We start from the raw sequence: 12,143 nt of genomic DNA, 5'->3' as shown, positions 1-12,143 counted from the left end.
CCGCTGTGATCAAGGTCGTACGGGGCAACCCGACCCCGGAGGAGCTGGCCGCCGCTCTGGCGGTGGTCCGGGCCCGCGCCGCGGCGGCGGCCGCCACGCCGTCCGGCGCGCAGGGCTCCCGCGACTCCTGGTCGGACCCGTCCCGCATCGCCGCCCACCGCCTGCCCCAGCCGGGACCGGCCACCTGGGCGCGGACGTACTGGCCCGGCTAGGCCCGGACACGCGGGCGGCGGGGCACGGGCCGTGGGGCGCGGCGGCAAGTTGAGTACGCGTACTCAGGCGCCGGCCACGGCTTCGCCGCACGCTGGGGACCATGCTGTGGTCCGATCCCGAGAACGAGCCGCCCGAGGAACTGCGCGACATGCAGGCGATGCTGCGGCGGCTCGGACTCCTCATGGCGCTCGCCATGGTGCTCGCGATGATCGTGATCGGCGTGCGGTGACCGGCCGGCCGCGCGGGGACCGGCCGGCCCGGGGGGCGTCGCGGGTGCCGCGGGACGGGTGTGAAGGCCCCGCGGCGCGCCGATACGCTGGCCGCATGACTGATCAGCCGCGCCGCCGACTCGTGCTCGCCTCCCAGTCCCCCGCCCGGCTGGGCCTGTTGCGGCAGGCCGGGCTCGACCCCGAGGTGATCGTGAGCGGGGTCGACGAGGACGCGGTCACCGCTCCCACGCCCGCCGAGCTGGCGCTCGCCCTCGCCGAGGCGAAGGCCTCCGTCGTGGCCGCGAAGCCCGAGGTCAAGGGCGCTCTGGTGATCGGCTGCGACTCGGTCCTCGACCTGGACGGCCAGGCCCTGGGCAAGCCCGCGGACGCCGAGGAGGCCACCGCCCGCTGGAAGGCCATGCGCGGGCGGGCGGGCACGCTCCAGACCGGGCACTGCGTCTACGACACCGCCACCGGCCGGTACGTCTCCGGCGTCGCCTCCACCGTGGTCCGCTTCGGTGAGCCCACGGACGAGGAGATCGCCTCGTACGTCGCCTCGGGCGAGCCGCTGCACGTCGCCGGGGCGTTCACCCTGGACGGCCGGTCGGCCCCGTTCGTCGACGGCATCGACGGCGACCACGGCAACGTCATCGGCATCAGCCTGCCCCTCCTGCGGCGCCTGCTGGCCGAGCTGGGGGTCGGCATCACGGAGTTGTGGGCGCCGGCGGAGTGACCGGAGCGGGCGTGTCGCCCTGGGGCGCGCCTTGGGGGCCGCCGTCGCGCGGCTCCGGGGCGCCCGGGTCCCCGCCCGCGTCCACCGGACGGTCGTACGTCATCAGCAGCAGCACGATGAGCGCCAGCACGGCCATCATGAACGCGAACGCCGACGGGCCCACCAGCCCCCACACGAACGCGCCCAGCAGCCCGTGCACCACCGCGGCGCTGATCAGCAGGACGCGGCCGAACCCGGCGGGCTGCCGGTCGCGCACCGCCACCAGCAGCGCGACCAGTCCGCACAGGGCGAAGTAGAGGCCGAAGACGATTCCGCCGGCCTTCGCCGAGGCCGACATCCTGTCCGGGTCCAGACCCGCCAGGGACATGTCCTGCCGGTCCACGACCATCCCGAGGAACCAGTTCAGCGCCGCCACGCCGAGCGCCTCCCCGAAGAGCACGAGCGCCACGACCGCCGCCACGGGTCTGCGCACCACCGGTTCCCCACCCACTCTCGTCCCAGCCCTCGGAGGGACTGTGGTTACCCCTAGTACGTTCGAGACATCGCGAACGCTACTAACGGGTAAACGGCGGGACAAGGGTCCGGCGGCCCGCAAAGAATCGTTGGGCCATTCGTAGGGACTCGACAAAGAAACAGAGTGGGCCGCAGCACGCCCTCACAGAGACCTTGGCCACAGTAGAGGGCTAGGGTTTCCGAAAGGAGTGCTGCGTACGGCGGTACTGCAAGGGATTTCACGGTCGAGTGAGCCTGGTATCACGCTCCGTGTGGGCAAGCTCACCTGAGGGGACGGGTCGAAGAGCCGTGTCGGCAGTCCCTAAACTCGGCTTGTTTCAAGGAGGGAGCCTCAATCGTGCGCAAGGTGCTCATCGCCAACCGTGGCGAAATCGCAGTCCGTGTGGCCCGGGCCTGCCGGGATGCCGGTATCGCGAGCGTTGCCGTCTACGCGGAGCCGGACCGGGACGCTCTGCATGTCCGCGCCGCGGATGAGGCGTTCGCCCTGGGCGGTGACACTCCGGCGACCAGCTACCTCGACATCGGCAAGGTGCTGAACGCCGCGCGCGAGTCCGGCGCGGACGCCATCCACCCCGGGTACGGCTTCCTCTCCGAGAACGCCGACTTCGCCCAGGCGGTCCTGGACGCGGACCTGATCTGGATCGGCCCGCCCCCGCAGGCCATCCGCGACCTCGGCGACAAGGTGGCGGCCCGTCACATCGCCCAGCGCGCGGGCGCGCCCCTGGTCGCCGGTACGCCCGACCCGGTGTCCGGCGCCGAGGAGGTCGTCGCCTTCGCCAAGGAGCACGGGCTCCCGATCGCGATCAAGGCCGCCTTCGGTGGCGGCGGCCGCGGTCTGAAGGTGGCCCGCACCCTCGACGAGGTCCCCGAGCTGTACGACTCCGCCGTCCGTGAGGCCGTCGCCGCCTTCGGCCGGGGCGAGTGCTTCGTCGAGCGCTACCTCGACCAGCCGCGCCACGTCGAGACGCAGTGCCTCGCCGACACCCACGGCAACGTGGTGGTCGTCTCCACCCGTGACTGCTCCCTCCAGCGCCGCCACCAGAAGCTGGTCGAGGAGGCGCCCGCGCCGTTCCTGTCCGAGGCGCAGATCGCCGAGCTGTACTCCTCCTCGAAGGCCATCCTGAAGGAGGCCGGCTACGTCGGCGCCGGCACGGTGGAGTTCCTCGTCGGCAACGACGGCACGATCTCCTTCCTGGAGGTCAACACCCGTCTCCAGGTCGAGCACCCGGTCACCGAGGAGGTCGCCGGCATCGACCTCGTCCGGGAGATGTTCCGCATCGCCGACGGCGAGGAGCTCGGCTACGGCGACCCGGTGCTGCGCGGTCACTCGTTCGAGTTCCGCATCAACGGCGAGGACCCGGGCCGCAACTTCCTGCCCGCCCCCGGCACGGTCACCGCGTTCGACCCGCCGACCGGTCCCGGTGTGCGGCTGGACGCGGGCGTGGAGTCCGGCTCGGTCATCGGCCCGGCCTGGGACTCGCTGCTGGCCAAGCTGATCGTCACCGGCCGCACCCGCAAGGAGGCCCTGGAGCGGGCCTCCCGCGCCCTGGAGGAGTTCCAGGTCGAGGGCATGGCCACGGCGATCCCGTTCCACCGCGCGGTGGTGCGGGACCCGGCGTTCGCTCCCGAGCTGACCGGCTCCACCGACCCGTTCACGGTCCACACCCGCTGGATCGAGACCGGCTTCGTCAACGAGATCAAGCCCTTCGCCGCCCCAGCCGACGCCGAGGCCGAGGAGGACACGGACCGCGAGACGATCGTCGTCGAGGTCGGCGGCAAGCGCTTGGAGGTCTCCCTCCCGTCCTCGCTCGGCATGTCCCTGGCCCGCACGGGCCTCGCGGCCGGCGCCAAGCCGAAGCGCCGAGCGGCGAAGAAGTCCGGCCCCGTCGCCTCCGGCGACACCCTCGCCTCCCCGATGCAGGGCACGATCGTCAAGGTCGCCGTCGAGGAGGGCCAGGAGGTCCAGGAGGGCGACCTGATCGTCGTCCTGGAGGCGATGAAGATGGAGCAGCCGCTGAACGCGCACCGCTCCGGCACCGTGAAGGGCCTGTCGGCCGAGGTCGGCGCGTCGATCACGTCGGGCGCGGCCATCTGCGAGATCAAGGACTGACCCCCCTCACCCGGCGTCCAGACGCCCGGCGGCCCGCACCTTGCGGCCCGCCGGGCGCCTTGCTTTCCGGGCCGCGGGCAGGGGGCTCGCGGCCCGGAGGCTCCGCCGGGGGGCTCGCACGCCGGAGACCCCTCCGAGGGCTCGCACGCCGGAGGCCCCGCCGGGAGCTCGCGCTCCGGAGGCCCCGCCGGGAGCTCGCACTCCGGAGGCCCCGCCGGGGGCTCACACGCCGGAGACTCCGCCGGGAGCTCACACGCCGGAGACTCCGCCGGGAGCTCACACGCCGGAGACTCCGCCGGGGGGCTTGCACTCCGGCGGAGGCCCCACGCCACGGTGCAGGCCCCACACCCGGCGGAAGCCCCACACCCGGCGCAGGCCCCGCACCCGGCGGAAGCCCTGCACTCGGCGCAGGTCCCGCACTCGGGCCGGCGCGCGCGGCGCACCGCCCGGCCCTGTCGACTGACGGACGCGTCCGACGACCCGAAACCCCGAAGCACCGGCATCCGCTGACGGACGCATCCCGCGCCTCGGCCCCGTCACCGGGCGACGTGCGGCAGGGAGCGGCTTCGCGTCGGCAGGGAGCGGCTTCGCGTCTGCCCCCGCGAGGGCGAGTGGCTTTCGCAGGGCGAGCGGCTTTCCGCAGGGCGTACGGCCCGGAGGCCCGCGGCGGCGGCCTCTGTCCCGGGGCACTGCCCCGACAACACACGATGGCCGCACCGGGCGCCGGGCCGACGCGAGACGTACGGCTTCCGGGGCGACCGGCGGCGGCCTCCGCCCCCTCGCGCGGGCGGCGGCAGGTGCACGGGCCGGAGTGGCTTCGCGGGCGCCAGGAGGCGTGCAGGTGCGCGGTGTGCCGGTGGCCGCGGGTGGTGCGTGGGCCGGCGGGCACTCGGCCGCCCACACCCCTCGGCGTCCGTCGCCGTGCGCCCGTGGACGATGCGCCGTCCGCTGGACCCGTCGCGAGGCGGGGCGTGCCACGGCCGACCAGTGGTCACGTCGACCGGACCGACCGGATCAGCCGTCCCGTCGCAACGGCGGCTCGGCCGGATCAGCCGGACCCGTCACAGGGAGCGACTCGGCCCCGATCAGCCGAACCCGCCACACCGAGCGACTCGCCCGGATCGACCGGACCCGTCACGGCGGACACGCCGGCCGGGGCCGTCGTCTCACCGGCGGCGCAGGTCGGCCACCCTGGCCCGTTCCGCGCCAGGGGGCTGTTCGCCCAGGACCGTGGTGGCGCGGAGGCCCGACGAGGCGCCGGGGACCTGGCCGCGGCGGGGCGCGGGCAGGGGGACGTCCCGGCGCTGCTGCTGGCGACGCGCCGGGACCGCGTCACCCCCCGGGTTTCCCGACGCCCCGGCCACCGAGATCTGCACTCCCTGGTCCGCCAGGGCCTGCAACTCGGTCTGGGCGCGGTCGTCGTGGGCGGGCGGCTCGTCCGTGACCAGGCGGGTGATGACGTCGGTGGGGACCGTCTGGAACATCGTGTCGGTGCCCAGCTTGGTGTGGTCGGCGAGGACGACGACCTCGGCGGCCGCCTGGACGAGGGCCCGGTCGACCGAGGCCGACAGCATGTTGGACGTGGAGAGCCCGCGTTCGGCGGTGAGGCCGCTGCCGGAGAGGAAGGCCCGGGAGACCCTGAGCCCCTGGAGGGACTGTTCGGCTCCGCTGCCGACGAGGGCGTAGTTGGACCCCCTGAGCGTGCCGCCGGTCATCACGACCTCCACCCGGTTGGCGTGGGCCAGCGCCTGGGCGACCAGGAGGGAGTTGGTGACCACGGTGAGTCCGGGCACCCGGGCGAGCCGGCGGGCCAGCTCCTGGGTGGTGGTCCCCGCCCCGACCACGATGGCCTCGCCCTCTTCGACGAAGTTGGCGGCGAGGTCGGCGATGGCGGTCTTCTCGGCGGTCGCGAGATGGGACTTCTGCGGAAAGCCGGACTCCCGCGTGAAACCGCCCGGCAGTACCGCACCGCCGTGCCGGCGGTCGAGGAGTCCTTCTGCCTCCAGTGCGCGCACGTCCCGCCGTACGGTCACTTCGGAGGTCTGGACGACGCGGGCGAGCTCACGGAGCGACACGGCTCCGTTCGCTCGCACCATTTCGAGGATCAATTGGCGACGTTCTGCAGCGAACACGAAACTGACAGTAACGCGGACGACCGTCTGCTTTCAGCTCTTTGCGCCGAATAATAGAAGTTGTTCGCACAGCAGGGTGGGAGGTGGTATAGGGGTTTAGTTCTGATGCCTATGCCACCCGCACGGTCCACAACTCCCCGTCACCGGCGGGGAATCGAATCCGGCCGCAGGTCACGCCCTAGACGTCCCCGCCCGTCTTCCTCGTGTGCAACTGCCGTGCCACCTCGGCGATCGAGCCCGAAAGGGACGGATACACGGTGAAGGCGTTCGCGATCTGTTCGACCGTCAGATTGTTGTCGACGGCGATCGAGATGGGGTGGATGAGTTCCGAGGCGCGCGGCGCGACGACGACGCCGCCGACGACGATCCCCGTGCCCGGCCGGCAGAAGATCTTGACGAATCCGTCGCGGATGCCCTGCATCTTGGCGCGCGGATTGCGCAGCAGCGGCAGCTTGACGACCTTCGCGTCGATCTTGCCCGCGTCGACGTCGGCCTGCGTGTAGCCGACGGTGGCGATCTCGGGGTCGGTGAAGACGTTGGAGGAGACGGTCTTGAGGTTCAGCGGGGCCACCGCGTCGCCGAGGAAGTGGTACATGGCGATGCGCCCCTGCATGGCGGCGACGGAGGCGAGCGCGAACACGCCGGTCACGTCACCGGCGGCGTAGACGCCCGGAGCCGTGGTGCGGGAGACCTTGTCGGTCCAGATGTGCCCGGAGTCGCGGACCTTGACGCCCGCCTCCTCCAGTCCGAGGCCCTCGCTGTTGGGGATGGCGCCGACGGCCATCAGACAGTGCGAGCCGGTGATGACCCGCCCGTCGGCGAGGGTCACCTCGACGCCGTCCCCGACCCGCTTGGCGGACTGGGCGCGGGAGCGGGCCATGACGTTCATGCCGCGGCGCCGGAAGACGTCCTCGAGGACGGCGGCGGCGTCGGGGTCCTCGCCCGGCAGCACGCGGTCCCGGGAGGAGACGAGGGTGACCTTGGAGCCGAGCGCCTGGTACGCGCCGGCGAACTCGGCGCCCGTCACGCCCGAGCCGACCACGATGAGCTCCTCGGGCAGCTCACGGAGGTCGTAGACCTGGGTCCAGTTGAGGATGCGCTCGCCGTCGGGCTGGGCGTCGGGCAGCTCCCGGGGGTGACCGCCGGTGGCGATGAGCACGGCGTCCGCGACGAGGGTCTCCTCGCTGCCGTCGGCCGCCCGCGCCACGACCTTGCGGGAACCGTCGAGGGCCTGCATGCCCTCCAGTCGGCCGCGTGCGCGCAGGACGCGGGCGCCCGCGCGCGTGACGGAGGCGGTGATGTCGTGCGACTGCGCGAGCGCGAGCCGCTTCACCCGCCGGTTGACCTTGTCGAGGTCCACGCCGACGACCCGGGCCGACTGCTCCAGCGGCGGGGTGTCGTCGGCGACGATGATCCCCAGCTCCTCGTAGGAGGAGTCGAAGGTGGTCATCACCTCGGCCGTGGCGATGAGAGTCTTCGACGGTACGCAGTCGGTCAGCACCGACGCCCCGCCCAGACCGTCGGCGTCGACGACGGTCACCTCCGCGCCGAGCTGAGCGGCCACCAGCGCCGCTTCGTAGCCGCCGGGTCCGCCACCGATGATCACGATCCGAGTCACGTACTCCATTGTCCCGCACGCCCCGGCGTCGTACGTCGCCGGGGGGCCGGGCGGCGGTACGGCCGGTGCCGCGGGGGCGGTGGACGACGGGAGGGACGTGCCGGGGCTGCCGTACCCTCGTCGCATGTCGCTCTACGCCGCGTACGCCGGCAACCTCGACGCGCGGCTGATGACCCGCCGCGCCCCGCACTCGCCGCTGCGCGCGACCGGCTGGCTGAACGGCTGGCGGCTGACCTTCGGCGGGGAGCAGCTGGGCTGGGAGGGCGCCCTGGCGACGATCGTGGAGGACCCCACCGCGCAGGTCTTCGTCGCGCTGTACGACCTCGCCCCCATGGACGAGGAGCCGCTGGACCGGTGGGAGGGCGTGGGCCTCGGCATCTACCGCCGGCTCCGGGTCCGGGTCCACACCCTGGACGGCGAGGAGCGCGGCTGGACGTACGTCCTGAACGGCTACGAGGGCGGTCTGCCGTCCGCCCGCTACCTGGGCGAGGTCGCCGACGCCGCCGAGTCCGCGGGAGCACCACACGATTACGTGATGGAGCTGCGCAAGCGGCCGTGCTGATGACCGCGGCCCCATAAGCTTGGGGGATCGACGCATCAACGGGAGATCGCATGGCCCCCACCACGTATGACGTCTACTACACGGTGCAGGCCGCCGAGGCCCGTGACCGGCTCGACGACCGGCAGCGCGCCGCGTTCGACAAGGGCATCGCCCTCCTGTCCCGCGATCCCTTCCTCTCGGTGTCCCGGCCCATAAGCTCCACCGGCGACGACCGCACGATCCGGCTCACGCAGAACATCCTCGTGGAGTACACGGTCAGCCGCGGCAGGCTGCTCGTCTTCATCGTCGAGGTCTTCAACGACAAGGACGTCCTCATCACGGACGAGTGAGGCCCTCGTCCTCGTCCGTCCTGCCCTCGGCTACGACACCGTAGGAAACGACAAGACAACGATCGCCGTCCCGTGGGCTCCGTCATCTACGCGCGTAGGCCCGGACCGGCTACGCTCGTCCGCGTGAACGCATCTCTTCTCCCGGACGACATCCAGGGCGACCCCCACGGCGCCGCCGACGCGGCCGCCACGCGCCTGCGCGAACTCACCGGCGCCGAGACCCACGAGGTCGCCCTCGTGATGGGCTCCGGCTGGGCACCGGCCGTCGACGCCCTGGGCGCGCCCGAGGCCGAGTTCCACGTGACCGAGCTGCCCGGCTTCCCGCCGCCGGTGGTCGAGGGACACGGCGGCCGGATCCGCTCGTACCGCATCGGTGAAAAGCGCGCGCTGGTCTTCCTGGGCCGGACGCACTACTACGAGGGCCGTGGCGTGGCCGCCGTCGCGCACGGCGTCCGTACGGCGGTCGCGGCCGGCAGCAAGACGATCGTGCTGACCAACGGCTGCGGCGGTCTGCGCGAGGGCATGCGTCCCGGACAGCCGGTCCTGATCAGCGACCACATCAACCTCACGGCGGCCTCCCCGATCGTCGGCGCGAACTTCGTCGACCTCACCGACCTGTACTCGCCGCGGCTGCGGGCGCTGTGCAAGGAGATCGACGCCACGCTGGAGGAGGGCGTCTACGCCCAGTTCCCCGGCCCGCACTACGAGACGCCGGCCGAGATCCGCATGGCGCGGGTCATCGGGGCGGACCTGGTGGGCATGTCGACCGTCCTGGAGGCGATCGCCGCGCGCGAGGCGGGCGCGGAGGTCCTGGGCATCTCCCTGGTGACGAACCTGGCGGCCGGGATGACGGGCGAGCCCCTCAACCACGAGGAGGTCCTCCAGGCCGGCCGCGACAGCGCGGCCCGGATGGGGTCCCTGCTGGCGCAGGTGCTGGACCGGCTGTAAGGGGCGGCGGGGGCGGGGAGACGCCCGGCACCCGCACCGCACGCACACTCTGAGAGGTTGACCCCCGTGCACGACGACGATCTGACCGCTCGCGCCCACGCCTGGCTCGCCGAGGACCCCGACCCGGACACCCGCGAGGAACTCGCCGCGCTCCTCGCCGCGGGCGACCGCGCCGAGCTCGCCGCCCGGTTCGGCGGCACCCTCCAGTTCGGCACCGCCGGTCTGCGCGGCGCGCTCGGCGCCGGTCCGACGCGCATGAACCGGGCCGTCGTCATCCGCGCCGCCGCGGGCCTCGCCGCGTACCTCGTGGCGAAGGGCCGGGGCGACGGCCTCGTCGTCATCGGCTACGACGCCCGCCACAAGTCCGCCGAGTTCGCCCGGGACACCGCCGCCGTGATGACGGGCGCGGGCCTGCGCGCGGCCGTCCTGCCCCGCCCGCTGCCCACCCCCGTCCTCGCCTTCGCCGTACGGCACCTGGGCGCGGTCGCCGGCGTCGAGGTCACCGCCAGCCACAACCCGCCCCAGGACAACGGCTACAAGGTGTACCTGGGCGACGGCTCGCAGATCGTCCCGCCCGCCGACGCGGAGATCGCGGCCGAGATCGCCGCCGTCCGCGCGCTGGCCGACGTCCCCCGCCCGGACTCCGGCTGGGAGACCCTCGACGACACCGTCCTCGACGCCTACCTGGCCCGCACGGACGCCGTCCTCGCCCCCGGCTCCCCCCGCACCGCGCGGACGGTGTACACGGCGATGCACGGCGTCGGCAAGGACGTCCTGCTCGCCGCCTTCGCGCGGGCCGGGTTCCCCGCGCCCGCCCTCGTCGCCGAGCAGGCCGAGCCCGACCCGGACTTCCCGACGGTCGCCTTCCCCAACCCGGAGGAGCCCGGGGCGATGGACCTGGCCTTCGCGAAGGCCGCGGAGACCCGGCCCGACCTCGTCGTCGCCAACGACCCGGACGCCGACCGCTGCGCCGTGGCCGTCGAGGACGGCGGCGGCTGGCGCATGCTCCGGGGCGACGAGGTGGGCGCCCTGCTCGCCGCGCACCTGGTGGACCGGGGCGCCCGGGGCACGTTCGCCGAGTCGATCGTCTCCTCGTCCCTGCTGGGCCGGATCGCCGGGAAGGCCGGGCTGCCGTACGAGGAGACCCTCACCGGCTTCAAGTGGATCGCCCGCGTCGACGGCCTGCGCTACGGCTACGAGGAGGCGCTCGGCTACTGCGTGGACCCCGAGGGCGTGCGCGACAAGGACGGCATCACGGCCGCCCTGCTCGTCACCGAGCTGGCCTCCGTCCTGAAGGAGGGCGGCCGCACCCTGCTCGACCTCCTCGACGACCTCGCCGTCGAGCACGGTCTGCACGCCACCGACCAGCTCGCGGTGCGGGTGGACGACCTGTCGGTGATCACGGACGCGATGCGGCGCCTGCGCGAGCGGCCGCCGTCCGCCCTGGCGGGGCTGCCCGTCACCCGCGTCGAGGACCTCACGCGGGGCACCGGCGGACTCCCTCCCACGGACGGCCTGCGCTACACGCTCGACGGCGCCCGGGTGATCGTCCGGCCCAGCGGCACCGAGCCGAAGCTGAAGTGCTACCTGGAGGTCGTGGTCCCGGTCGCGACGCACGCCGGCCTCCCCGCGGCCCGCGCCGAGGCGGACGAGCTGCTCGCGGCCGTCAAGCGGGACCTGTCGGCGGCGGCCGGCATCTGACCCGTACGGCCGTGGGGTCGGCGTGCCGCGGGCCTGCCCGGTCCGCAGGTGGCCGGGCGGTCCTGGTTCACGGGGAGTTGGTGTGCCGCATGCTTCTCGGCCGCCCGGCTCGCGACCGCGCGTCCCACCCTGGACGGGCCCCTTCCGCACGGGCGACGCCCCGGACGTCCGGAAGGAGCCCCGACCACGGCAGACGAACCCGCGTTCGGGACACCGACCCGCCCATGGGGTGGGGCGCCGCCCCGGACACGGCGCCGCCGGCCGCCCGAACGCCCGTAGAGCGAGGCCCTTGCCTCACCCCACGGCCAGCAGGATCCCCAGCACCACGGCCCCGGCGACGGCGGGCCCCACGATCTCCCAGGCCCACCGCACGGTCACCTCGCCCTGGGCGCTCTCCGCCTTCTCCCCCGCCTCCAGCAGTTCCCGCAGCTCGTACATGATCTGGTCGCTCTCGGCCCGCACCGGCCCCTCCGGCACACCCGCGCCGGCCGCGGAGCCGCGCGAGGGCAGCCCGCCCCCGAGCCCACCGAGACCGCCGAGCCCCCCGGACCCCCGGCCGGCGCGGCCGCCCCGGCCTTCCCGCTCCGCCGCGGCCCGCGCCTCCCGCTGGACCGCCTTCTTCCGGGCCCGCAGCGACACGGGGACCGCCCACAGCTGGAACTTCCGCCCGGAGCGGGTGACGACCTCGTTGGAGTACCCGGACCGCAGCGACTCGGCCTCCCCCCAGGGCACCGCGATCACCCGCAGCGGGTTGCGCACCCGCAGCCGGTCCGCGTTGGCGTACACGGCCGGGCGCAGCGTGAACGCGACGATCAGCGGCACCAGCAGGATGAGCGCCGCGAGCGCCAGCCACGGCGTGCGGCCCTCCCCCGCGACGATCGCGTCGACACCGAGCCAGCCGACGACCGCGAGCAGCAGCGCCCCGCCGACGATGCCCGCGGGCGACCGGTAGACACGGTCCCTGGACTCGGGGGCCGAGGGCTGCGGCGCTGGTGACTGGTCTTCCGGGCTCGTCATGGCCCCGATTCTGCCGCACGCCCGCGGCGCCGGGCCGACCCGCCCTCACCTCGCCGCC

The 12,143-nt window shown here is 73.8% G+C and carries 12 protein-coding genes; 8 read left to right on the top strand and 4 right to left on the bottom strand.

The annotated features are described in order from the left end of the window. The first annotated feature begins 5 nt into the window (after positions 1-5). The 3 genes from ACFYWQ_RS07345 (at position 6) to ACFYWQ_RS07335 (ending at position 1,155) form a co-directional block, all read left to right on the top strand. The gene (locus ACFYWQ_RS07345; protein ID WP_389513647.1) at positions 6-212 is read left to right on the top strand and encodes an acyl-CoA carboxylase epsilon subunit; all 207 of its coding nucleotides are present in this window, start codon (positions 6-8) and stop codon (positions 210-212) included. A gap of 101 nt (positions 213-313) precedes the next feature. Beyond that, the gene (gene mmpB / locus ACFYWQ_RS07340; protein ID WP_389513645.1) at positions 314-442 is read left to right on the top strand and encodes a morphogenic membrane protein MmpB; all 129 of its coding nucleotides are present in this window, start codon (positions 314-316) and stop codon (positions 440-442) included. A gap of 95 nt (positions 443-537) precedes the next feature. Continuing rightward, positions 538-1,155, top strand: a complete 618-nt coding sequence (locus ACFYWQ_RS07335) for a Maf family protein (RefSeq protein WP_389513643.1) — start codon at positions 538-540, stop codon at positions 1,153-1,155. Here the strand turns inward: ACFYWQ_RS07335 and ACFYWQ_RS07330 are convergent. Further along, complete coding sequence (locus ACFYWQ_RS07330) at positions 1,127-1,630, bottom strand: hypothetical protein (RefSeq protein WP_389513641.1); 504 nt, start codon at positions 1,628-1,630, stop codon at positions 1,127-1,129. The two genes, ACFYWQ_RS07335 and ACFYWQ_RS07330, sit on opposite strands and share 29 nt — an antisense overlap. A gap of 375 nt (positions 1,631-2,005) precedes the next feature. Here ACFYWQ_RS07330 and ACFYWQ_RS07325 point away from each other — a divergent pair, with 375 nt between their 5' ends. Continuing rightward, positions 2,006-3,778, top strand: coding sequence for an acetyl/propionyl/methylcrotonyl-CoA carboxylase subunit alpha (locus tag ACFYWQ_RS07325; protein WP_389513639.1), 1,773 nt, complete (start codon positions 2,006-2,008; stop codon positions 3,776-3,778). Positions 3,779-4,944: 1,166 nt separating this feature from the next. Here the strand turns inward: ACFYWQ_RS07325 and ACFYWQ_RS07320 are convergent. Together ACFYWQ_RS07320 and ACFYWQ_RS07315 are read right to left on the bottom strand one after the other, a co-directional pair. Next, positions 4,945-5,910, bottom strand: a complete 966-nt coding sequence (locus ACFYWQ_RS07320; protein WP_389513637.1) for a DeoR/GlpR family DNA-binding transcription regulator — start codon at positions 5,908-5,910, stop codon at positions 4,945-4,947. 178 nt (positions 5,911-6,088) lie between these two features. After that, positions 6,089-7,537 carry an NAD(P)H-quinone dehydrogenase gene (locus tag ACFYWQ_RS07315; protein WP_389513635.1) on the bottom strand — a complete coding sequence of 483 codons (1,449 nt, stop codon included), beginning with the start codon at positions 7,535-7,537 and terminating at the stop codon, positions 6,089-6,091. Positions 7,538-7,652: 115 nt separating this feature from the next. Between ACFYWQ_RS07315 and ACFYWQ_RS07310 the strand changes: the two genes are divergently transcribed. The 4 genes from ACFYWQ_RS07310 (at position 7,653) to ACFYWQ_RS07295 (ending at position 11,068) form a co-directional block, all read left to right on the top strand. Beyond that, positions 7,653-8,090: a gamma-glutamylcyclotransferase gene (locus ACFYWQ_RS07310; protein ID WP_389513633.1), complete on the top strand. Its 438-nt coding sequence runs from the start codon at positions 7,653-7,655 to the stop codon at positions 8,088-8,090. Positions 8,091-8,140: 50 nt separating this feature from the next. Next, positions 8,141-8,419 (top strand): hypothetical protein, encoded by a 279-nt coding sequence (locus ACFYWQ_RS07305; protein WP_389513630.1) that lies wholly within the window; start codon positions 8,141-8,143, stop codon positions 8,417-8,419. A 123-nt stretch (positions 8,420-8,542) separates the two neighbouring features. Continuing rightward, positions 8,543-9,367 (top strand): purine-nucleoside phosphorylase, encoded by an 825-nt coding sequence (locus ACFYWQ_RS07300; RefSeq protein ID WP_389513628.1) that lies wholly within the window; start codon positions 8,543-8,545, stop codon positions 9,365-9,367. 57 nt (positions 9,368-9,424) lie between these two features. After that, on the top strand, positions 9,425-11,068 hold the full coding sequence (locus tag ACFYWQ_RS07295) for a phospho-sugar mutase (protein ID WP_389513626.1): 1,644 nt from the start codon (positions 9,425-9,427) through the stop codon (positions 11,066-11,068). Between the two features lie 294 nt (positions 11,069-11,362). On the opposite strand, the gene ACFYWQ_RS07290 is transcribed toward ACFYWQ_RS07295, so the two are convergent. Further along, positions 11,363-12,085 (bottom strand): PH domain-containing protein, encoded by a 723-nt coding sequence (locus ACFYWQ_RS07290; protein ID WP_389513624.1) that lies wholly within the window; start codon positions 12,083-12,085, stop codon positions 11,363-11,365. Positions 12,086-12,143 lie beyond the last annotated feature (58 nt).

The sequence above is a fragment of the Streptomyces sp. NPDC003247 genome, assembly GCF_042888135.1.
Taxonomy (GTDB): domain Bacteria; phylum Actinomycetota; class Actinomycetes; order Streptomycetales; family Streptomycetaceae; genus Streptomyces.
Note: the sequence above shows the minus strand (reverse complement) of the source record. Positions and strands in the feature narration are given on the sequence as shown.

Bases quoted from the DNA above. Each gene is read 5' to 3' on its own strand.
- ACFYWQ_RS07315 (WP_389513635.1), bottom strand. From the start codon at position 7,537: ATGGAGTACGTGACTCGGATCGTGATCATCGGTGGCGGACCCGGCGGC.
- mmpB (WP_389513645.1), top strand. From the start codon at position 314: ATGCTGTGGTCCGATCCCGAGAACGAGCCGCCCGAGGAACTGCGCGAC.
- ACFYWQ_RS07335 (WP_389513643.1), top strand. From the start codon at position 538: ATGACTGATCAGCCGCGCCGCCGACTCGTGCTCGCCTCCCAGTCCCCC.
- ACFYWQ_RS07310 (WP_389513633.1), top strand. From the start codon at position 7,653: ATGTCGCTCTACGCCGCGTACGCCGGCAACCTCGACGCGCGGCTGATG.
- ACFYWQ_RS07290 (WP_389513624.1), bottom strand. From the start codon at position 12,085: ATGACGAGCCCGGAAGACCAGTCACCAGCGCCGCAGCCCTCGGCCCCC.
- ACFYWQ_RS07305 (WP_389513630.1), top strand. From the start codon at position 8,141: ATGGCCCCCACCACGTATGACGTCTACTACACGGTGCAGGCCGCCGAG.